At 73.6% G+C, this 22,044-nt stretch carries 10 protein-coding genes and 1 pseudogene; 3 read left to right on the plus strand and 8 right to left on the minus strand.

Going from position 1 to position 22,044, the window contains the following annotated elements; translation table 11 throughout:
- Together G5C65_RS10030 and G5C65_RS10035 are read right to left on the minus strand one after the other, a co-directional pair.
- A pseudogene (locus G5C65_RS10030) lies at window positions 1–7,441 on the minus strand (SDR family NAD(P)-dependent oxidoreductase); the annotation flags it as partial.
- 225 nt (window positions 7,442–7,666) lie between these two features.
- Window positions 7,667–9,211 (minus strand): AMP-binding protein, encoded by a 1,545-nt coding sequence (locus G5C65_RS10035; protein ID WP_420903298.1) that lies wholly within the window; start codon window positions 9,209–9,211, stop codon window positions 7,667–7,669.
- Between the two features lie 290 nt (window positions 9,212–9,501).
- On the opposite strand from G5C65_RS10035, the gene G5C65_RS10040 reads away from it, so the two are divergent.
- Window positions 9,502–10,362, plus strand: a complete 861-nt coding sequence (locus G5C65_RS10040; RefSeq protein WP_241265687.1) for an ACP S-malonyltransferase — start codon at window positions 9,502–9,504, stop codon at window positions 10,360–10,362.
- 86 nt (window positions 10,363–10,448) lie between these two features.
- Here G5C65_RS10040 and G5C65_RS10045 read toward each other — a convergent pair whose 3' ends face one another.
- On the minus strand, window positions 10,449–10,697 hold the full coding sequence (locus G5C65_RS10045) for an acyl carrier protein (protein WP_165298391.1): 249 nt from the start codon (window positions 10,695–10,697) through the stop codon (window positions 10,449–10,451).
- 112 nt (window positions 10,698–10,809) lie between these two features.
- Between G5C65_RS10045 and G5C65_RS10050 the strand changes: the two genes are divergently transcribed.
- Window positions 10,810–12,354, plus strand: a complete 1,545-nt coding sequence (locus tag G5C65_RS10050; protein WP_165298399.1) for an AMP-binding protein — start codon at window positions 10,810–10,812, stop codon at window positions 12,352–12,354.
- A gap of 181 nt (window positions 12,355–12,535) precedes the next feature.
- On the opposite strand, the gene G5C65_RS10055 is transcribed toward G5C65_RS10050, so the two are convergent.
- Window positions 12,536–13,306, minus strand: coding sequence for a TetR/AcrR family transcriptional regulator (locus tag G5C65_RS10055; RefSeq protein ID WP_165298392.1), 771 nt, complete (start codon window positions 13,304–13,306; stop codon window positions 12,536–12,538).
- 341 nt (window positions 13,307–13,647) lie between these two features.
- On the opposite strand from G5C65_RS10055, the gene G5C65_RS10060 reads away from it, so the two are divergent.
- Window positions 13,648–14,883: a cytochrome P450 gene (locus G5C65_RS10060; RefSeq protein ID WP_165298393.1), complete on the plus strand. Its 1,236-nt coding sequence runs from the start codon at window positions 13,648–13,650 to the stop codon at window positions 14,881–14,883.
- Window positions 14,884–14,974: 91 nt separating this feature from the next.
- Here G5C65_RS10060 and G5C65_RS10065 read toward each other — a convergent pair whose 3' ends face one another.
- The 4 genes from G5C65_RS10065 to G5C65_RS10080 form a co-directional block, all read right to left on the minus strand.
- Complete coding sequence (locus G5C65_RS10065) at window positions 14,975–15,841, minus strand: mycofactocin-coupled SDR family oxidoreductase (RefSeq protein WP_165298394.1); 867 nt, start codon at window positions 15,839–15,841, stop codon at window positions 14,975–14,977.
- Window positions 15,842–16,049: 208 nt separating this feature from the next.
- A complete protein-coding gene (locus G5C65_RS10070) occupies window positions 16,050–16,508 on the minus strand; it encodes a cold shock domain-containing protein (protein WP_165298395.1) in 459 nt (152 codons plus the stop codon).
- Between the two features lie 37 nt (window positions 16,509–16,545).
- Window positions 16,546–18,189 (minus strand): MFS transporter, encoded by a 1,644-nt coding sequence (locus G5C65_RS10075; RefSeq protein WP_165298396.1) that lies wholly within the window; start codon window positions 18,187–18,189, stop codon window positions 16,546–16,548.
- Between the two features lie 215 nt (window positions 18,190–18,404).
- Window positions 18,405–22,044 (minus strand): KR domain-containing protein (locus tag G5C65_RS10080; protein WP_165298397.1); only part of this gene is annotated, 3,640 nt, incomplete at its 5' end.

Below are 22,044 nucleotides of genomic sequence, written 5' to 3' on the forward strand. Positions count from 1 at the left end.
CCATCCCCACCCGCTGCGCACCCTGCCCCGAGAACAGGAACGCCGTGCCGCCGCCGCTGCGGGCCACGTCCCGCACGACGCCCGCCGGCTCCGAGTCCTCCGCCAGCGCTGCCAGTCCGCGCAGGAAGTCCGCGCGGGTCCCGCCGACGACTACCGCGCGGTGCTCCAGCGCGGCGCGCCCGGTGGCCAGGGCGCGGCCGACCGCCGCGAGGTCCGTCCCGTCGGAGCCGAGGTGCGACCACAGCCGCGCGGCCTGCGCCCGCAGCGCCTCCGCCGACTGTCCTGACACCACCCAGGGAAGCACCCCGGCGGGCTCCGGGGACTCGGCGGGCTCCGGGGACTCGGCGGGCCGCGCCGCGGGCTCCGGCTGCTCCAGGATCACATGGGCGTTCGTACCGCTGACGCCGAAGGACGAGACCGCGGCCCGGCGCGGGCGCTCGCCCACCCCGGGCCACTCCCGGGTCTCCGTCAGCAGTTCCACCGCGCCCGTCGACCAGTCCACTTCGGGCGTCGGCTCGTCCACGTGCAGGGTCTTCGGCAGCCTGCCGTGCCGCATCGCCTCCACCATCTTGATGACCCCGGCGACTCCGGCGGCGGCCTGCGTGTGACCGATGTTCGACTTGATCGAGCCCAGCCACAGCGGCCTGCCCTCCGGACGGTCCTGCCCGTAGGTGGCGATCAGCGCCTGCGCCTCGATCGGGTCGCCCAGCGCCGTCCCGGTGCCGTGCGCCTCCACCGTGTCGACCTCGTGCGGTTCGAGCCCGGCGCCCGCCAGGGCCTGGCGGATCACCCGCTGCTGGGATGGGCCGTTCGGCGCCGTCAGGCCGTTCGAGGCGCCGTCCTGGTTGACGGCGCTGCCGCGGACGACCGCCAGGACGCGGTGGCCCAGCCGCTCGGCGTCCGACAGGCGCTCCACCAGCAGCATGCCGATGCCCTCGCTCCAACTGGTGCCGTCGGCGGTGGCGGCGAACGACTTGGAGCGGCCGTCCGCGGCCAGGCCGCGCTGGGCGCTGAAGTCGACGAAGGTCTTCGGGGTGGCCATCACCGTCACGCCGCCCGCCAGGGCCAGCGAGCACTCCCCGGAGCGCAGCGCCTGGATCGCCCAGTGCAGCGCCACCAGCGACGACGAGCACGCCGTGTCCACCGTCACCGCGGGCCCCTCCAGGCCGAAGGTGTAGGCGAGCCGGCCGGAGGCCATGCTGCCCGCGCTGCCGATGCCGAGATAGCCGGTCAGCTCCTCGGGCGCGGCGGCCAGCCGGGTGGCCCAGTCGTGGTACATGACGCCCGCGAACACGCCGGTGGCGCTGCCGCGCAGCGCGGTGGGGTCCATCCCGGCGCGCTCGATGGCCTCCCAGGAGGTCTCCAGCAGCAGCCGCTGCTGCGGGTCCATGGCCAGCGCCTCGCGGGGGCTGATGCCGAAGAGGGCCGGGTCGAACTCGGCGGCGTCGTAGAGGAATCCGCCCTCGCGCACATAGCTCTTGCCCGGTGTGCCCGGCTCGGGGTCGTACAGCCGCTCCACGTCCCAGCCGCGGTCCTCGGGGAAGCGCGCGATGCCGTCGGTGCCCCGCTCCACCAGGTGCCACAGCTCCTCGGGCGAGGTGACGCCGCCCGGGTAGCGGCACGCCATGCCGACGATGGCGATGGGCTCGTCGTCGGCGGGCGCTGCCGGAGCCGTCGGCCGGGCGGCGCCGGTGTCCGTGCCGGTGTCCGCTTCGAGCGCGGTGGCCTGGACGAAGGCGGCGAGGGCGCGCGGAGTGGGGTAGTCGAAGAGCAGGGTGGAGGGCAGCCGCAGCCCGGTGGCGGAGTTGAGCGCGTTGCGCAGCTCGACCGCCGCGAGGGAGTCGAAGCCGATCTCGCTGAACGCGCGCTGCGGGTCGATGGCGCGGCCGCTGTCGTGGCCGAGCGCGCTGGCGACGCGCTCCCGCACCAGGTCCAGCACCAGCCGATCCCGCTCGGCGTCGGAGAGCGAGGCCAGGTGGCGGCCGAACGACGTCCGGTCCGGGCCCGTGTCGCCGCTACTCGCCGCGGCGCGCCGCGGCGTGGCCGGGACGAGGGTGCGCAGCAGCGGCGGCACCCCGTCCGTACGGCTGCGCAGCACGGCGGTGTCGACCCGCAGCGGGAGCAGGCAGCCGTCCGGCGCGGCGTCCGGCGGGAGGGTGAGCGCCCGGTCGAACAGGGCGAGGTTCTCCGGGACGGACAGCGCGGTCAGCCCGGAGCGGTCGGCTCGCCGCCGTGTCGTCTCGTCGAGCCGCCCGCCCATGCCGTCACCCCCGTCCCACAGCCCCCAGGCAAGGGAGTGCGCGGGGAGTCCGGCGGCCGTGCGGTGCTGCGCGAGCGCGTCCAGGAAGACGTTGGCCGCCGCGTAGTTGCCCTGCCCGGCGGCGTCCAGCGCCCCGGCGCCGGAGGAGAACAGCACGAACGCGGACAGGCCGCGCTCCCGGGTGAGGTCGTGGAGGTGCCAGGCGGCATCGGCCTTCGGCGCGAAGACGGTGTCCACCTGCTCGTCGGTGAGCGCGTCGGCCAGCCCGTCGGCGACGGTGCCCGCGGCGTGCACCACGCCGGTGAGCGGGCGCTCCTCGGGTACGGCCTCCAGCAGCCGCCGCAGGGCCTGCCGGTCGGAGACGTCGCAGGCGGCGAGGGTGACCTGGGCGCCGAGGCCGGTCAGCTCCTCGCGCAGCCGCTCGGCGCCCGGCGCCTCGGGGCCGCGCCTGCCGACCAGCAGCAGATGGCGTACGCCGTGCTCGGTGACCAGATGGCGGGCGACATGCCCGCCGAGCCCTCCGGTGCCGCCGGTGATCAGCACGGTGCCGGTGGCGTCCCAGGGGCCGGGCTCCCCGGCGGTCTGCGGGTGCCCGGCGCGCTCCAGTCGGGGGGTCAGGACGGTGTCCGTACGCAGCGCGAACTCGGGGTGGTCCGCGGCGAGTGCGGCGCGCAGCGCGTCCGCCCGCTGCCGGTCCGCGTCCTGGTCCGCGTCCTGGTCGGGGTCCTGGTCCTGGTCGGGGGCAAGGTCGGCGAGGACGTAGCGGCCGGGCTGCTCGGCGCGGGCGGCGCGCAGCAGGCCCCACAGCGGTGCCGTGCCCAGATCGGCCCGCTCGCCGGGCGCCGTCGCCACGGCGCCGGTGGTGACGACGACGAGCCGGGTGGCGGCGAACCGCTCGTCTCCGTCCTGGAGCTGCTGCCACTGGCGGAGCAGCGCCAGCAGCCGCTTGGTGGCCGCGCGCGCCGCGGCGTACGGCTCAGCCGCGCCGGGCGGCAGCGGCGGGAAGGGGGCCAGCACGGTGTCGGGCACGGGTGCGCCCTGGGCGACGGCCGCACCCAGCGCGGCGGTGCCGCGGTGGACGGGCAGCGGAGCGCCGGGAGCGCCCAGCGCACGGGCCAGCGGAGCACCGGCGTCGGCGCCGGCGTCGGCGTCCAGCACCGCGAGGGCGCTGACGGTGCCCTCGCGCTCCGGGGCGGCGGTCGGTCCGGCCGGCGCCCAGTGGATCCGGTGCAGCGCCTCGGCCCTGCCGCGTGCCTGGGCGCCGCCGGACCCCTCGGGGGCGACGGGCCGCACCGCGAGGGACCGCACGGAGGCCACGGGAGCGCCGGACGGGTCGGCGAGGTCGGCCGCCACCGTGTCGGGGCCGAGCGGGGTGATCCGTACGCGCAGCGCCGAGGCGCCGGAGGCGTGCAGGCTGACGCCGCCCCAGGTGAACGGCACCTTGGTGACGCCCGGTTCCTCGCCGGGGAGGAAGGCCATGGCCTGGAGTGCGGAGTCCAGCAGCGCCGGGTGCAGCCCGAATCGCTCGGCCTGGGCCGCGCCGGGCTCGGCGAAGGCGACCTCGGCGAGGACGTCGCCGTCCTGCCGCCACACCGCGCGCAGGTTCTGGAACAGCGGCCCGAACCCGTACCCCTGCGCGGCCTGTTCGGCGTAGAGGCCGGTGATGTCGACCGGTTCGGCGCCCGGGGGCGGCCAGGCTCCGGCGAGCGCCGGGCCGGGCGAGGACGGCCCGGTGGGAGCGAGGGCGCCGGTGGCGTGGTGGGTCCAGGGCTCGTCGTCGGTGGCGCGCGCGTACAGGTCGACCGGGCGGCGGCCGGAGGCGTCGGCGGCGCCCACGGCGACCTGGAGGGAGACGCCGCCGTCGGCGGGCAGCGCGAGCGGGGCCTGGAGGGTGAGCTCGTCGAGGGTGCCGCAGCCGACCTCGTCCCCGGCGCGCACGGCGAGCTCGACGAAGGCGGTGCCGGGCAGCAGCACCTCGCCCGCGATGACGTGGTCGGCCAGCCACGGGTGGGAGGCGACGGAGAGCCGGCTGGTGAGCAGCACGCCATCGGCTCCCGCGAGGCCGACGACGGCGCCGAGCAGCGGGTGGTCCGGGCGGCCGAGCCCGGCCGTGCGCACGCCCGCGTCCGTGGCCCCGTCGACCCAGTAGCGGCGGCGCTGGAAGGGGTAGGTGGGCAGGTCGACGCGGCGGGCCCCGGACGCGGGGAAGGCGGAAGAGGCGGAGAAGGACGAGAAGTACGCCTCCCAGTCCACCGTGACACCGCGGACGTGCGCGGTCGCCAGCGCTGCCACCGCCTCGCGCTCCTCGGTGCGGTGGGCGCGCAGCGCGGAGGTGAAGACGGTGCCGTCCGCTCCGGCGGCGGCCAGGCACTCCCGTCCCATGGCGGACAGCACGGGGTCGGGGCCCAGCTCCAGACAGGTGGTGACGCCCTCGGCGGCCAGCCAGGTCACGCAGTCCTGGAACCGCACGGCCCGGCGTACGTGCCGCACCCAGTACGCGGCGTCGAACTCCGTCACCGGCTGCCCGGTGACGTTGGAGACGACCGGGATCCGGGGCGGGTGGTGCGTCATCGCCTCCGCGATCCGCTCGAACTCCGCCAGCATGGGCTCCATCACCGGCGAGTGGAAGGCGTGCGAGGTGCGCAGCCGCTTGGAGCGGCGGTCGGGGAAGTGCTCCAGTACGCGGTCGACGGCGTCCCGGTCGCCGGAGAGGACCACGGCGGTGGGGCCGTTGACGGCGGCGAGGCTCACGCGGTCGGTGAGGTGCCCGGCGACCTCGTCCTCGGTGGCCTCCAGCGCGGCCATCGCCCCGCCGGCGGGCAGCTCCTGCATCAGCCGTCCGCGCGCGCCGACGAGCAGGGCCGCGTCCTCCAGCGAGAGCGCCCCGGCGGCGTGCGCGGCGACCAGCTCGCCGACCGAGTGGCCCGCGAGGTAGTCGGGGGTGACGCCCCAGGACTCGTACAGCCGGAAGAGCGCCACCTCGACGGCGAACAGCGCGGCCTGCGCGTAGGCGGTCCGGTCCAGCAGCGCCGCCGCGTCGCTGCCCTCGTCGGCGAAGAGGACGTCCAGCAGCGGGAGGTCGAGCTGGAGGTCCAGGTGGTCGGCGGCCTCCTCCAGCGCCTTGGCGAAGACGGGGAAGGTCTGGTGCAGTTCGCGGCCCATACCGGGCCGCTGGCTGCCCTGGCCGGTGAAGAGAAGGGCCAGCTTGCCGGGCACGGCGGTGGCGTGCGGCACGCTGGCGGGGGTGTCGCCCCCGGCGGCGGCGCGCAGCGCCCGCAGCGCCTCGTCGGGGTAGGCGGTGACCACGGCTGCGCGGTGCGGCAGCGCGGCCCGGGTGGTGGCGGCCGCGTAGGCCACGTCGGCCAGCGCCACGGGACGGCCGGCGCCGCCGCTGTCGCCGCCGCTGTCGCCGCCGCTGTCGTCGGCGCCGCTGTCGAGCAGGGCGGCGAGCTGCGCGGCCTGGGCGCGCAGCGCGGCCTCGCTCTTGGCGGAGAACACCAGCGGCGCCACCCGCGCGTACCCGGCTTCGCCCGGTTCCGGCGCGGCGCCGCCGTACCCGGCGCCGTCGCTCTCGGCGCGGTCCTCGGGCGCCGGCTCTTCGAGGATGACGTGCACGTTGGTGCCGCTGACGCCGAAGGACGAGACCCCGGCGCGGCGCGGCCGGTCCTCGGCCCTCGGCCACGGCTCGGCGGCGGTCAGCAGCCGTACGGTCCCGGCCGACCAGTCGATGTGCCCGGACGGCTCGTCGACGTGCAGGGTCTGCGGCAGGACGCCGTGCCGCATGGCCTCGACCATCTTGATGACGCCCGCCGCTCCGGCGGCGGCGCCGGTGTGCCCGATGTTGGACTTCGCCGACCCGAGCCGGAGCGGCTGCTCCGGGGTGCGGGCCGCGCCGTAGGTGGCGATCAGGGCGTGGGCCTCGATCGGGTCGCCGAGCTTGGTGCCGGTGCCGTGCGCCTCGACGGCGTCCACGGTGTCGGCGCCGATCCCGGCGTCGGTGAGCGCGTCCCGGATCACCCGGCGCTGGGCCAGCCCGTTGGGCGCGGTCAGCCCGTTGCTGGCGCCGTCCTGGTTGACGGCGCTGCCCCGTACGACGGCCAGCACCCGGTGCCCGTTGCGCCGCGCCTCGGACAGCCGCTCCAGGACGAGGACCCCCGCGCCCTCGGCGAAGTTGGTGCCGTCGGCGGCCGCGGCGAACGCCTTGCAGCGGCCGTCGGCGGCGAGTCCGCGCTGGCGGCTGAAGGTGGTGAAGGTGCCGGGGCTGGTGATGACGGTGACGCCGCCCGCCAGCGCGAGGCGGCACTCACCGCGGCGCAGCGACTGCACCGCCAGGTGCAGCGCGGCCAGCGAACCGGAGCAGGCGGTGTCGACGGTCAGCGCGGGGCCCTCCAGCCCCAGGGTGTAGGCGACGCGGCCGGAGACGATGCTGGGCGCGGTGCCCGTCATCAGATAGCCGTCGAGCCCGTCGGGGGCCTCGTGCACCGGGGGCCCGTACTCGTGCGGCTCCACGCCGACGAACACCCCGGAGCGGGTGCCGCGCAGCCGGCCGGGGTCGATCCCGGCGCGCTCCAGCGACTCCCAGCAGGTCTCCAGCAGCAGCCGCTGCTGGGGGTCCATGGCGGTGGCTTCCTTGGGGCTGATCTCGAAGAAGTCGGCGTCGAACTCGGCGGCGTCGGGCAGGAATCCGGCCTGCCGCACATAGCTGGTGCCGGGGGTGCCGGGGTCGGGATCGTAGAGCTGGTCCAGGTCCCAGCCGCGGTCGGCGGGGAAGTCGCTGATGGCGTGGGTGCCTTCGGACAGCAGGGTCCAGAAGTCGGCGGGTGAGCGCACCTCGCCGGGGAAGCGGCAGCCGATGCCGACGATGGCGACGGGATCGTCGTCGTCGGCACCGGCGGGTCCGGGCCCGGGGTCCGGGTCGGGGCCGTCCGCCGGCAGGCCGAGCACCTCGGTGCCCAGGTGCCGGGCCAGCGCCTCGGGTGTGGGGTGGTCGAAGCCGACCGTCACCGGCAGCTCCAGGCCGGTGGCGGCGACCAGCCGGGTGTGGAGCTCCATCAGCCCGAGGGAGTCCAGGCCCATTTCGAAGAAGGTGCGGCCGGTGTCGAGCGGTGCGGCCGGCTCCGGCGCGTCGGGGCGGATCTTCCGCAGCGCTCCCAGGGTCTCCTCGCGCACGAGGTCGAGCAGACGTGAGACGTTCCGGAACTCAGTCATCTTCATCTCCACAGAGGGTTTGGCTTCTCCGGCGAACCACGGCGCCCGAAGGGTCGCGGGGAACGGCGCGCCCGGCCACAGCACACTCGCGGCCCGCGACGCAGGCGCAGGGGCTGCCCCTGCCGGTGTTCCGCGGGCTGCCGCCGCGTCGTGGCCGGGCGCGCCGTTCCCCGCGCCCTTCGGGCACAGCTCTTGCGCCTACGGGCCGGAGGGCGTGGCGGCCCGCGCCGCCAGCGCTGCGCGGTCGGCCTTGCCGTTGGCGGTCAGGGGGATGTCGTCGACGGCGCGAATGTCCTGGGGGATCATGTATCCCGGCAGAGTCTCCGCGCAGAACGCGCGGGCCTCCGCCTTGTCGAACTCCGCGTCGAACTCCGCGTCGAACTCCGTCCCGCCCTCCCGGCCGGGGACGACGAACGCGAGCAGCCGCGGGTCCTGCCCCTCCTGCGGCACCAGCAGCGCCACCGCGGCGCTGACGCCGGGGAGCTCCAGCAGCCGCCGCTCCACCTCCCGCAGCTCGACGCGGTGGCCGCGGATCTGGACCTGGGAGTCGGCCCGGCCCAGGAAGTACAGCTCGCCGCCCTCGCCCCGGCAGGCCAGGTCGCCGCTGCGCAGCACCTGCCGTCCCGAGCGCGGGTCGAGCGGATCGGGCACCAGCGCCGCACGGGTGGCCTCGGGGTCGTCCCAGTAGCCGGTGAACAGCGAGGGGGCGCGGAGGTGGATCTGGCCCTCGGCCCCGGCCTCCTCGACGGGTCTGCCGTCGGCGCCGATCAGGGTGATGTCGTAGCCGGGCAGCGGGAAGCCGATGGACAGCCGCTCCAGGTCGTCCGGCAGCGGGCTGGGCACCTCGGTGAAGGAGCAGGCCATGGACTCGGTCGCGCCGTAGCCGTTGGTGATGCGGACGCCGGGCAGCAGCCGCTGGAGCCTGCGGAGTTCGGGCAGCGGGAAGTCCTCCCCGGTGAACAGGATGCCGCGCAGCCCGCTGAGCTCTGCCAGCCGCTCCGGCTCGTGCCGCAGCACCGGCCGCCAGATCGAGGGCACGCCGTCGACGTGGGTGACGGCGGCCTCGTCGAGGAACGCGAGGAAGTGCCGGGGCCAGGTCAGCTCGGCGCGCGGGACGGGCACCAGGGTGGCGCCGCTGCCGAGCGCGAACCCGATGTCGAAGAGGGCGAAGTCGAACTGGAGCGGCGAGGTGGTGGCGACCCGGTCGTCGGGGGTGAGCAGTTCCTCGGTGAGCAGCGCGCTCAGGAGGGAGACGACGGCGCGGTGGCTCATCACCACGCCCTTGGGGCGGCCGGTGGTGCCGGAGGTGAAGATGATGTACGCGGTGTCGGTGCTGACGACCCGGCGGCGGTGCCGGGCGCGCGGGAGGGGCGGGCGCCGGGTGTGGACGCCGTCCGGGTCGAAGTGGACGAGGCCGACGCTCTCGGGTATCCCGGCGGTGTCCTCCGGCGCGGCGGCGCGGGCGGCACCGGCGGCGCGGGCGAACAGCGCGGGCTCGGCGGCGTCCAGGACGGCCGCCAGCCGTTTGGCGGGGGTCTCGGGGCTGACCGGGATGAAGGGCAGCCCGAGCGTGGCGCAGGCGAGCAGCATCGCCACGGCGCAGCCGGTGACATCCGACTCCAGGACGACCCGGTCGCCGGTGTCCAGGCCCAGCTTGTCGAGGTCGGCCGCGTACGCGTCGACGCGGTCCTCCAACTGCCGGTAGGTGAGGGTGCTGAGGCCGCCGTCCGCGCTCCGTTCCACGAGCGCCGGCTTCTCGGGGGTGGTTTTCGCGGCACGCAGCAGAAAACCCCGGAGATTTTCCACCGAATCACGCTCCAGTCGTCAGGGGTGCGGGATGCTATTTCCTAGCACGACGCTATCCGCACCGCCAACGCGACGGTACGGCGCCCGCCCAACTTAGGGGGCTCTAGGGGTTCTGGATATATCGGCCCGGAACCAGACTGTGCAATATGGCCAGAGACATTGCAGCAGGCACTGCTGTCGTTTTCCCCGGCATTACTCCATGTCCCTATCAGGATGTGGCGAAGTTCATGCTGCTGAATCCCGTGGCCCGGCGGCTGGTTTCTCAGGCGGACGAGGTTCTCGGCTACCCGCTGCTGGAGCGCTACCGCGCGGCCGAGGGCGAGTTCTCGGAGTACGCGCGGGTCGCGTTTCTGGTGAACTGCCTGGCGCTGGCCCAGTGGGCCGAGGAGGCGCTCGGGCTGCGGGCCGACGCGTGTGTGGGCCCGAGCTTCGGCGGCACCCCGGCCGCCGTGCACTCCGGGGCGCTGGGGTTCGCGGACGCGGTGCGGCTCACCGCCGGGTGGGGGCACCGGGCCGACGCGTACTTCGCGCGGGAGTACGGCGACGTGGTCACCCAGTCCTTCGCCCGCGTGCCCCGCGAGCGGCTCGCCGAGGTGCGGGCCGAGCTGGACGAGGCGGGCGAGTGGCACGAGGTCGCCTGCCATGTCGACGAGGACTTCCACATGCTGTCGCTGCGCGAGCACCGGCTCGACTGGCTCAGGGAGCGGCTGCGGTCGCTGGGCGGCATGCCGCTCTACACCATGCGCCCGCCGATGCACGCGCGCGCCTTCGCGCCGCTGCGCGAGGAGATGGAGCGCGAGCTGTTCCGCTCCGCCGACTTCTCCGCGCCGCGCATCCCGGTCGTGTCCGACCACGACGGCCGGGTGCTGGAGTCCGGCGCGGAGATCCGCACGATGGTGCTGGACGGCATCGTGCGGGCCGTGGAGTGGCCGACGGCGCTGAGCGCGCTGAAGGGGCTCGGGGTGACGCGGCTGTGCGTGGCCGGGCCGGACAGCCTGTGGGGCCGGGTGCGCTGCGTGACCGGGAACTTCGAGGTGGTCCCGGTCGATCCGCAGGCGGCGCTGCGGCGCCCGAGGCTCGCGGCGTAGGGACGCCCGATGGCGGTGCGCGCAGCCCGTTCCGCGGCCCGTTCTCGGGGGCCCGTTCTCGGGGATGCCTTCAGCCTTCAGCGGCGTCAGGCGGCGCCGGCGGTCACTCGGGAGAGGGTTTCCCAGAGTGTGCGCGGGGTCGCGAAATTCTCCATGCTCATCGCGTCGCCGACGAATGTGGCGCCGAATTCCTGCTCCAGGAGCGCGAGCAGGTCGACCATGGCCATCGAGTCCAGGCCGTGGTCCCGCAGTACCAGATCCTCGGTCAGCGGCTCGCCGGCGGAGAGGAACGGGAGATGTTTCCTGAGGATTTCTTCGAAACGCGCGTCCCACATGGTGACTCCAGGGTCGGGAAGAAACGCCACTGACGGGCTCGGACCGCCGACAACGTAAGTCCGGGCTCCGGCGCCCCACCACCCTTATCAACCCCTCTTTCCAGGAGTGATGATGCACGCCACTGTCCGCAACGCACCGCATCAGCGCTTCCTGCGGGGCCTGGACGCCTCCCCCCGGGGCACGGCCCTGCGGGTGGGCGACGACACCCTCAGCTACGAGGAGCTGCACGAGCTGGCGCTGCGCTGGGCCGGATCGCTGCTGGCCGCGCCCGGCGGACCGCCCCGCGCGGTGGCGGTGCTGGCCGGCAGGAGCGTCGAGAGCTACGCCGGCATCCTGGCCGCGCTGTACTGCGGCGCCGCCGCCGTCCCGCTGCACCCGGACTTCCCCGCGGACCGCACCCGCGGGATGCTCCAGGCGTCCGGCGCCACGGCGGTGGTGGCCGACGGCCCCGGCCTCGCCGCGCTCGCGGAGACCGAGCTGGAGCTGCCGGTGCTGGCCCTGCGCCAGGTGGACCAGGACGGCGGCCGGCGGCCGGTGCTCCCGGTCGGCGAGGGGCACACCCTGGCGGCCCCGTGCGCCGTACGGCCGGGGGACCCGGCGTATCTGCTGTTCACCTCCGGCTCCACCGGGCGCCCCAAGGGGGTGCCGATCAGCCACGGCAGCCTGGACCACTACTTCCGGCTGATGGACGAGCGGTACGACTTCACCGCCGACGACGCCTTCTCGCAGGCGACCGAGGTGAACTTCGACTGCGCGATGTTCGACCTGTTCTGCGCCTGGGGGGCGGGCGCGAGCGTGCACGCGGTGCCGGCCCAGGCGTATCTGGACCTGCCCGGGTTCGCCGCCGAGCGCAAGCTGACCGTGTGGTTCTCCACACCCAGCGCCATCGCCCTGGTGCGCCGGCGGGGCGGGCTCGGCCCCGCCGCGCTGCCGACGCTGCGCTGGAGCTTCTTCGCCGGTGAGGCGCTGCTGTGCCAGGACGCCGCCGACTGGCAGGCGGCGGCGCCGGGCGCGGCCGTGGAGAACCTGTACGGGCCGACGGAGCTGACGATCACGGTCACCGGCCACCGCTGGTCGCCGGCCGACTCACCGCGGCTGAGCGTCAACGGCGTCGTCCCCATCGGCGCCGTGCACGCGGGCCACGACTGGCTGCTGCGCACGGAGGACGGCGGGACCGCGCACACCGAGGGCGAACTGTGCGTCGCGGGGCCGCAGCTGACGGCGGGCTACCTCGATCCGCAGGACGGCGAGGGCCGGTTCCTGGAGCGGGACGGGCGCGTCTGGTACCGCACCGGGGACCGGGTGCGGCGGCTGGAGAACGGTGAACTGGCGTATCTGGGGCGGCTGGACGCGCAGGTCCAGGTGCAGGGGTGGCGGGTGGAGCTGGCGGAGGTGGACGAGGCGCTCCGCGGCTGCCCGGAGGTGACGGACGCGGCCACGGTGACCCGCCCGGCGGCCGGCGGCGGCCTCGAACTCGTCGTCTACTACACGGGAACCGCCGTCTCGCCCGCGGTGCTGGCCCGGCAGCTGCGGCAGGTGCTGCCCAGCGGGCTGCTGCCGCGGCACTACGAGCATCTGGAGGCGTTCCCGCTGAACGCCAACCGGAAGGTCGACCGCAAGCGGTTGGCCGCGCGGGCAGCGGATGCCGGAGCGTGACTTTCGACAGCCGACTCTCGGGGCGCCGCCAGGGGCGCGGGGAACTGCACGCCCGCGGCCCGCGACGAGCGGAAAGGGGCAGCCCCTTCCCGTCCGCTGCGGGCCGCGGCGCCGCTGTGGCTGGTCGCGCCCCGCGGCGGAGCCGCTATCGACACTTCCCCGCGCCCCTTCGGGGCGCTCTCTACGACCCCGTCGATTCGGCGGACCGCTGGTCGACAACGACCCCGATACCGTCCAGTACACACCGCAGGCCGAACTCCTCGCCGTCGCCGACCTCCGGGTCGAAGCCGCCGGTGTTCATCGCCGCGAGCAGCGCCGGGTAGGAGTCCTTGTGCTCCTCGATGAGCTCGCCCACCGCGGAGCCCCACTGCTCGGCCACATCGGTGGTGAGGGGCTTGCGCTCGTCCTCCAGGTCGCTGGGGCGGTAGGTCCAGCTGCGGATCAGGCCGCTGAGCGTGAAGACCGCGTCCAGCTGCTCGGCGCCGCTCAGCCGGGTGTCGGCGAAGGCCCGGATCGCGGACTCCAGCCAGCTCAGCTCGTTCGGCCCCATGGTGCCGGGGCGGGCCACGGGCAGCTCGAACAGCCAGGGGTGCCGGTGGTAGGTGTGCCACAGCTGCCGGGCCCACACCTCCAGCTTGGCCCGCCAGTCCCCGGAGATCTCCTCCAGCGCCGGCGGGGTGCCCAGCGCCCCGTCGGTCATCAGGTCGACGAGCTGGGCCTTGCCGGGCAGGTACCGGTACAGCGACATGGTGGTGAAGCCGAACTCACTGGCGATCCGCTGCATCGAGACGGCGGCGAGCCCCTCGGCGTCGGCGACCTCGATGGCGGTCTCCACGATCCGTTCGATGGACAACACCGGCTTGGGGCCCCGGCCCCGCCGCTCCTTGTCACCCCAGAGGAGCTCCACGCTGCGGGCGCGCTCGCGAGGGGCGTTGTCCTTGCCGACTGCCATCGTCCGCTCCCAGTATCCAGATCTCCGCCGAAATCGGCGACCACGTTATACCAGATATACCGAAGACTACCCTCCCCTGGGCCCGAACCCCTGCTGCCCTCGCGGCCAGCCTTGTGGGCACCGGCTCCGAAGGCGGTCCGCGGGTACCGCACGGACCGATGGTAAGCCCGGCGGCTAAGGGGCGATAGGGGTACGGAATGACGCGCGCGGTACCTACCCTTTCCGTCTGAGGGCCGTTGCCGACCGCACTCCGGAACAGAATTCACGTCCCTCACCAGCCCTCACCGAAACGGAATCGGGTGCGGCGCACAGGGAATAGAGCGCCCAGATCGGAGCCTGCCGTGACATCTGATACCGCGATCGAGGAGGCGGAGGCCGCCATCGCACGACTGGCGACTCCGCCGATGATCGAGGATCCCTATCCGCTCTATGACGCGATCCGCCGGGTCGACCGCGTCTATGAAAGCACCACCCTCGGCGCCTACGCCGTCACCGGATACAAGGAGGTGAACGCGGCGGCGCGGATGGGCAACATGAAGAACGGCGTCCGGGCCGCGACGACCCAGCGCGCCGACTGGCAGGAGCACGCTTCGCTGCGGCTGTTCCTGCGCGCGCTGGTCAATCTGGACGCGCCGGAGCACCCGGCGATGCGCGAGGTGGCGTCCTCGGTGTTCACGCCGAAGGCGATCCGCGAGATGCGCGAGTCGGTCGAGGTGCTGGCCCGGCGATTCGTGGACGACCTGGCGGAACAGGCGAAGGACGGGCGGCCCGTGGACCTGGTGCCCACGGTCGCCAGCCCCTTCCCGGTGGCCGTGATCTGCGAAATGCTCGGGGTCCCCGACAGCCAGGGAATGCTGTTCTACAAGCTGGCGAACGACTGGACCCGGGTCTGGGGCGGCGGGAACTACAGCGAGGAGGAGCTGGCCCAGGCCGACGAATCGGTCATGGAATTGCGCGGCTATTTCTCGGAGCTGTTCGAGGAGCGCAGGGCCGAGCGCCGCGACGACCTGATCTCCGCCATGCTGGACCAGCACGATGCGGGCCGTATCGATGACGAGGATCTGATGGCGCTGGCCACGTTCCTCTTCATATCCGGCTTCGAAACCACCACCAACCTCATCAGCACCAGCATCTACACCCTGCTGGAGAACCCGGACCAGTTGGAACTGTGGCGCCGGAACCCGGATGTCACGGCCAGTGCGGTCGAGGAACTGATCCGGCACGGCACGCCCATTTCCGGAACCGTCCGGCTCACCGGCGAGGACATCGAGCTGGGTGGCAAGGAGATTCCGGCCGGCAGGATGCTGTTCCTCATGACGGCCGGGGCCAACCGCGACCCCGCGCAGTTCACCGACCCCGACCGGCTGGACCTGACCCGCAACGAGGGCGGCCATGTCAGCTTCGGCGGCGGACCGCACTACTGCCTGGGCGCCAATCTGGCCCGGATGGAGGCGCAGGTCGTCCTGCCGCTGATCATCAACAGGTTCTCGTCCATCGAGGTGGGCGGCGAGGTCGAGTGGCGCACGGCGATCGGCCTGCACGGCTTCGAGCACCTCCCCCTCACCCTGAGCGAGTGAGCTGAGCAGCCGCCAAGGGACCGCACACACCGAGCACGTGGGCGTGTGCGGTCCCTTTCTCGGTTCCCGGAAAGGCCGGAAAAAGGGGGGCTCAGCCCATCGGGTTGAACCCCGCCTCCAGCTTGCCGATGAGGCCGGCGTCGATCCTCAGCTGAGCGCCGGTGACGTAGCGGGACTCGTCGGAGGCGAGGTAGACCACGGCGTGCGAGACGTCCGCCTCGTCCAGATAGGCGATGGGCATCCCGTGCATGTTCGCGTAGACCATCTCGACGTCCTCGGCCGTGGGGTTCTCCAGGTCCGGACGGAACGTGCGGTACGCGGCCGGGTTCTTGATCAGGTCGGTGGGCGCGTTGGTCGGGTGCACCACGTTGACGCGGGTGCCGGAGGGCGCGAGGCGTACGGCGAGCCGCTCGGCGTACTCGGCGAGGGCGTGCTTGGAGTACGCGTAGGCGGCGGCCCCGGGGCCCACCCCGTTCGCCCCGTCGTAGCGCGGCATCAGCCCGGCGGCCGACCCGGTGACGATCACGGACGAGCCGTCGCCCAGGTGCGGCAGCGCGGAGTGCACGGTGTTGATCGCACCCACCAGATTGATGTCGATGGTCTCGGCGAAGGCGCTTATCGGGCGGTCCGGGCCGACCGGATTGATGCCGGCGTTGACCACCAGCACATCCAGGCGCCCGAGTTCGGTCACGGCCTCGTCCAGCGCCGCGTCCAGCGCGGCCCGGTCCCGCACATCGACCTGGCGGGTGACCGCGCGCCGCCCGGTCTTCTCCACCAGCCGCGCGGTCTCGCCGAGGTCGGACGGGGTGGCTCCCGCGTACTGGGGGGTCGTGGCGTCCGCGCAGACGTCCAGGGCGATGATGTCGGCGCCCTCCTCGGCCAGCCGTACGGCGTGGCTGCGCCCCAGTCCGCGCGCAGCCCCGGTGATCGCGACGACCTTGTCCATTACACGGTTCATTGCTGTCCTCCGCTGTCGTTCCGGAAGCCTCCGGCACCGCCGAATACGGCACCTTTCTATCTCCGGAGCGGAGAGGGGCGATACGCCGTACCACCCCTAACTCCGAAACCGGTGAGAGGTTAGGGGCAGAACGGGGAGATGCCCTTCGCACGGGGGCGGCGAAGGGCATCCACGGGAAATGCATTCCGGCTGACCCCGGAGTGAGCGGTCAGTCCAGAACCCATCCATGGCTCCGGGCGACATCCCCGAAGCACTTCCGGATCTGGGCGATCTGCATCCCCGTTGCCGTGGGGGCGCCGACGATCAGCTTGTCGGTCACCTCGCGCATGAACTCCGAGAGGGACAGCGGCTCGGAACCGTGGACCCGGGGCTGGGACTGGGGCTGGGACTGGACCACCTGGGAAGCCTGCGGCTTCGTCTCGGTGCGGAGCGGCTGGGGCGCCTCGTCCGCACCGGCGGGCGGCTCGGCGACGGCGTGCGCCGCCACCGCGCGCAGGCCCCGGTCGCCCTCCTCGAACTCGAATTCCACCATGGTGCCCGGCACCAGCGCCTCCCTCGGGCCTTCGAAGTCGTTGGCGTGCATGAACACGTCGACGCCGCCGCCCTGGGGCCTGATGAACCCGTAACCGCGCGCTTCGTCGAAGCGGAGGAGCCTACCCACTGCCACAGTCTTCACCTTTCTCAGTCGGAGTTGTCGGCATCGGTCACTCGCGGCCCGGCGTCTGCGCCGGGACGGACTCCCCGGCGGAGCCCGACCCGTCCTCGGCGCCCGTCTCCTCAGAGTGCTCCTCGAACGTCTTGGGCAGGCCGCGCAGGGCGACCAGGGTGATCACGCACACCGTGAGGAGGATGCCCGCGTTGGTGAGGACGGCCGCGTGCATGCCGTCCATGAAGGACGAGGACGCGGTGTCCACGATCCGGCCGGCGACGGAGGCGGGCGCCTGGGCCGCGACCTCCAGCGCCGCGCCCACCGAGTCCCCGACGGCGTGCGCCGCCTCGCCGGAGAGCTCCGAGGGCACGTCCACCGAGTGGTGGTAGACGGTGTTCAGGATGGTGCCGAGCACCGACATGCCCATGGCGGCGCCGAGCTCGCCGCCCGTGGTGGCGATGCCGGAGGCGATGCCCGACTTCTCCGGCGGGGCGCTGTTGATGATGATGACCACCGTGCAGGCGAAGATGCAGGCCGCTGCCATGCCGTGGACGATGGTCGGGATCAGCAGCGCCTGGTAGCCCGCGTCGACGCCGGTGAAGCTGTAGAGGAACATCGCCAGCGCCAGCAGCCCGAGCCCGAGCGCCACCACCCGGCCCTGGCCCATCCGGGGAATCAGCAGCCCGACGAACGGCGCGCAGATCATCCCCATGACGGCGGGCGGCAGCAGCGCCAGCGCCGCCCGCATCGGGGACCAGTCGTGCACGTACTGGAGGTACTGGCTGACCAGCAGCAGCGAGCCGACCGAGGCGAACATCGTGAAGGTGTTGGCCGCGAAAGCGCCGGAGAAGGCGCGGTTGTGGAACAGCGTCACATCGAGGATGGGGTTCTCGATCCGGCCCTGCCGCCAGAGGAAGAGGACGAGTGCGACCAGGCCGACCAGACCGGCGGCGATGATCTTGGGCTCGTCCAGCCCGTCGCGGGCGGACTCCTGGATGGCGTAGACGATGCCCATGATGCCGACGACGGACAGCACCACGCTGAAGAGGTCGAGGCGGCCCGGCAGCGGGTTGCGGGACTCGGGAACCAGGGTCAGGGCGCCGACGAAGACGATGGCCATCAGCGGCAGGTTGATCAGGAAGACCGATCCCCACCAGAAGTTGTCGAGCAGCGGGCCGCCGACGACCGGACCGATCGCCGTACCGCCGCTGACCATGCCGGTCCAGATGCCGACCGCCATAGAGCGTTCCTTGGCGTCGGTGAACATGTCCCGGATGATCGACAGCGTGGTCGGGTAGATCGTGGCGCCGCCGATGCCGAGCAGCGCGCGCCCGGCGATCAGCGACTCGGGGTTGGGCGACCAGGCGATCACCGCCGAGGCCGCCGCGAACACCACCGCGCCGATCACCAGCAGCTTCTTCCGGCCGATCCGGTCGCCGATGATGCCCATCGAGACCAGCAGACCCGCCATGACCAGGCCGTAGATGTCGGCGATCCACAGGATCTGGCTGGCGGTCGGGACCGGGTCCAGCTCCTCGGTCAGGGACGGGATGGCCAGCTGCAGCACCGTCAGGTCGACGCTGATGACGAGCGCGGCCACACACAGGATCCCCAGCGCCATCCAGCGCTTCGGATGCCCCTTGCCCGGACCGCCCGGACTGGAGGGGGTCTCAGCCGACCCCTCGACACGTGCACTCATCTGCCACTTCTCCGCTCGCTCAGGGGGAAACTGTGTACGCCTTAGACGTTTCAGTTTATGTTATACGCAGATGCAGTTGTACTGTCAAGCCAAGTCCGGCGAGTAAGCCCCGCCGAAAGCGCGGACCGGGAAAAGGGGAATGGGGCCCGCAAACGACAGCACCCCGCCCGGAGGGGCGGGGTGCTGTACGTGCGGATGCGTACCGACGCGCCGGGTCAGCCGAGTCCCAGCTCACCGTCCAGCGCTTCGAACAATTCCTCGTCGGTCGCCGTTTCGTAGCTGCCGGCCTCCTCCAGCACCTCGGCCAGGGCCAGACCCTGCGCCTCCTGCCACTTGCGCAGCAGGACGTCCAGCCGGGTGGCGATCCTGGCGGCCGGCCCGGAGCCGGGAGCCGAGCCGGGAGCCGAGCCGGAGGCCGGGCCGGATGCGGAGTCGGCGCCGGGCCCGGGGAGCGTGGACAGCAGTTCCTCGACGCGGTCCAGCTCCGCGAGGACGAGCCGGACGCCGTCGGCCTCCCCGGGCGTCACCAGCTCCTCGATGTGCCCGGCCACCGCCTGCGCCGTCGGATAGTCGAAGACCAGCGTCGCGGGCAGCGTCACCCCGGCGGTCGCGCCCAGCCGGTTGCGCAGCTCCACGGCCGACAGCGAGTCGAACCCCAGCTCCTGGAACGGCCGGTCCGGGCCCACCGCCTCCGAGGAGGAGTGGCCGAGCACCGCGGCCACCTGTGTACGCACCAGGTTCAGCAGCGTACGGCGCCGCTCGGGCGGCGAGAGCGCGGCCAGTTCCTCCGCGAACCGCGCGGCCGAGGCCGGGTCGTCCCGCACGGCCGCGCGCGGGGTCGCCCGTACGGGCATCCGCACCAGGCCGTGCAGCCGGGACGGAAGCTCTCCGGCGGCGGCCAGCGCCCGCAGCACCCCGGTGTCCAGCCGCACGGGAAGCAGCGCTGCGGCCCCGGCGGTGTCCAGCGCCGTGTCGAAGAGGGCGAGCCCTTCCGCCGGCGACAGCGTCCGCATCCCGTGCTGGCGCAGCCGCGCCGACTCCGCACCGCCCGGCCGCGTACGGGCCTCCCACGGCCCGTAGGCCAGAGAGGCGGCGGGCAGGCCGCGCGCCCTGCGATGCTCGGCCAGCGCGTCCAGGAAGACATCGGCCGCCGCGCGCGTCGCCTGCCCGGCCGGAAGCAGCACGCCTGCCGCGCCCGAGAGCAGGACGAACGCGGACAGCTCCCGGTCCGCCGTGAGTTCGTGCAGGTGCCAGGCGGCGTCCGCCTCCGCGCGCAGCGCGGCACTCACCGCGGCGGGCGACACGGCGTCGACCAGCCCGTTCTCCGCACGGCCCGGCACGTGTACGACCCCCCGCAGCGGGTGGCCCCCGGGGACGGAGTCCAGCACCCGGGCGAGCGCCTCCCGGTCCGCCGCCGCGCACTCCGCCACCCGCACCTGAGCGCCCAGCGCGGTGAGTTCGGCGAGTTCGGCGTGTGCCGCGGCGTGTTCGGCGGCGGGGTCCGTGCTGTCCGTGCTGTCCGGTGTCTCCTCGCGGGTCAGGAGCAGATGACGGACGCCGTGCTCCGTCACCAGATGCCGGGCCAGCCGCGCGCCCAGCTCTCCGGTGCCGTTGGTGATCAGCACCGTGCCCTCGGCGTCCCACACGGGTGCGGACGGAGCGCGCGGTACGCGGCTCAGCCGGGGCACGAGGACCCCGCCGGCGCGGATCGCCAGCTCCGGCTCGCCGGTCGCAGCCGCGACCGCCAGGAGGCGCCGGTGCTCCTCGTCCAGCGTCGCCGGGTCGGGGTCGGTCTCCGTCTCCGGGTCCGTCTCCGTCTCCGGGTCCAGATCCACCAGGACGAAGCGTCCCGGGTGCTCGGCCTCGGCGGCCCGGACCAGTCCCCAGACGGGGGCGAGCCGCACCTCCCGGCCGTCGATGGCACCGCGTGTCGCCACGACCAGCCGGGATCCGGCGTGCCGCTCGTCGGACAGCCACGACTGGACGGCGTCCAGCACCCGGTGCGTCACCGCGCGGGTCGACTCCGGCACCGGGCCGTCCGGTGCCTCGCAGATGAGCAGCGTCGGCTCCCCTTCCGCGTCGTACGGGGCCGTCTCCAGCGGGAGGGGGCGCCACTCCTGGCGGAACAGCGCGTCGTGGTGCATGCCGCCGTCCGCCTGACGCAGAGCGGAAGGCGACAGCGAACGCCAGGTCAGCGAGGTCACGCTCAGCACCGGGCGGCCATTCCCGTCGGACACCGCGACGGCCATGCCGCGCGTGTCCCCCGGCGACAGCCGGACGCGCAGCGGGGCGGCACCGGACGCGGCGGCGTGCAGGCGAACGCGGTGCCAGGAGCCCGGCATGACGAGCTCGCCATCGTCGCCGTCGGCGCCGTCGCCGTCCTTCTCCGGGAGGAGGGTCGCCTGCAGCGCGGCGTCCAGCAGCGCCGGGTGGAGGGCGAAGTGGGCGGACTGGCCGTCGTCGGCGGCTTCCGGGGCGAGGGCGACCTCGGCGAAGATCTCGTCGCCGCGCCGCCACGCCGCCCGGAGGCCCTGGAAGAACGGACCGTAGGCGTAGTCGCGGCGCAGGAGTTCGCCGTACGCGCCGGTGACGTCCACCGCGGTCGCCCCGGCCGGCGGCCAGGCCCCCGGATCGGCCTCCGCCTCGCCCGGCGTACCGGATGTCGCCAGTACGCCCTCCGCGTGCCGGGTCCACCCCTCGTCCGGCCCGGCTTCGGCATCCTGGCGCCGCGCGTACACCGTCACAGGGCGGTGTACGCCTCCGTCGTCCGGCGTGCCGCCCACCACCACCTGGATCTGTACGCCACCCGATTCGGGGACGACCAGCGGGGTGTGCACGGTCAGCTCCTCGATCAGCGAGCAGCCGACCTGGTCGGCGGCCTGGATCGCCAGCTCCACATAGCCGGTGCTCGGGAAGACGACGTTCCCCGCGATCTGGTGGTCGGCCAGCCAGGGGTGGGTGTCGAGGCCGAGCCGCCCGGTGAGCACCACACCGCCGTCCTCCGGCGAGACCACGACAGCGCCGAGCAGCGGATGCCCCGCGCTCTCCAGCCCGGCCGCCGCCACATCACCCGCCAGGGCCGGGGCCGATGGGGCTTCCAGCCAGTAGCGCTGGTGTTGGAAGGCGTAGGTGGGCAGCTCGACACGCCGGGCACCGGACTCGGCATACAGCGCCTCCCAGTCCACATCCTGACCCGCGACATGCACCCGCCCCAGCGCCTGCAACACCGCAGACACCTCCGAACGATCCCTGCGCAACGCAGGCACCACCACCCCCGCAGCCTCCTCCGAGGACACCGACTGCGCCACCATCCCCGCCAACACCCCATCCGGGCCGAGTTCGACGAAGCGGGTGATGCCCTCGCCCTCCAGCGTGCGCACCCCATCCGCGAACCGCACCGCCTCCCGCACATGCCGCACCCAGTACTCAGCGGAAAACTCCGCCACCACCTCACCCGTCAGGTTGGAGACCACCGGAATCCGCGGCACCCCATACGACAGCCCCTCCGCCACCCGGCGGAACTCCTCCAGCATCGGCTCCATCAACGGCGAATGGAACGCATGCGAGGTCCGCAACCGCCGCGTCCGACACCCCCGCCCGGCAAAAACCTCCGCCACCGCCAGCACCGCATCCTCCCGACCCGAAACCACCACCGCCGAAGGACCGTTCACCGCCGCGATGCTCACCTCGTCACTCAGGTGAGGGGCCACCTCCTCCTCGGGCGCCTCGACCGCCACCATCGCCCCACCCGCGGGCAGCTCCTGCATCAACCGGCCCCGCGCCGAGACCAGCACGCCCGCATCCTCCAGCGACAACACCCCCGCCACATACGCCGCCGCCACCTCACCAATCGAA

It is taken from the genome of Streptomyces boncukensis, assembly GCF_011045075.1.
Taxonomy (GTDB): domain Bacteria; phylum Actinomycetota; class Actinomycetes; order Streptomycetales; family Streptomycetaceae; genus Streptomyces; species Streptomyces boncukensis.

Coding starts and splice junctions, on each gene's coding strand:
- G5C65_RS10040 (WP_241265687.1), top strand. CDS start 9,502: ATGCTGCTGAATCCCGTGGCCCGGCGGCTGGTTTCTCAGGCGGACGAG.
- G5C65_RS10050 (WP_165298399.1), top strand. CDS start 10,810: ATGCACGCCACTGTCCGCAACGCACCGCATCAGCGCTTCCTGCGGGGC.
- G5C65_RS10075 (WP_165298396.1), bottom strand. CDS start 18,189: ATGAGTGCACGTGTCGAGGGGTCGGCTGAGACCCCCTCCAGTCCGGGC.
- G5C65_RS10055 (WP_165298392.1), bottom strand. CDS start 13,306: ATGGCAGTCGGCAAGGACAACGCCCCTCGCGAGCGCGCCCGCAGCGTG.
- G5C65_RS10065 (WP_165298394.1), bottom strand. CDS start 15,841: ATGAACCGTGTAATGGACAAGGTCGTCGCGATCACCGGGGCTGCGCGC.
- G5C65_RS10045 (WP_165298391.1), bottom strand. CDS start 10,697: ATGTGGGACGCGCGTTTCGAAGAAATCCTCAGGAAACATCTCCCGTTC.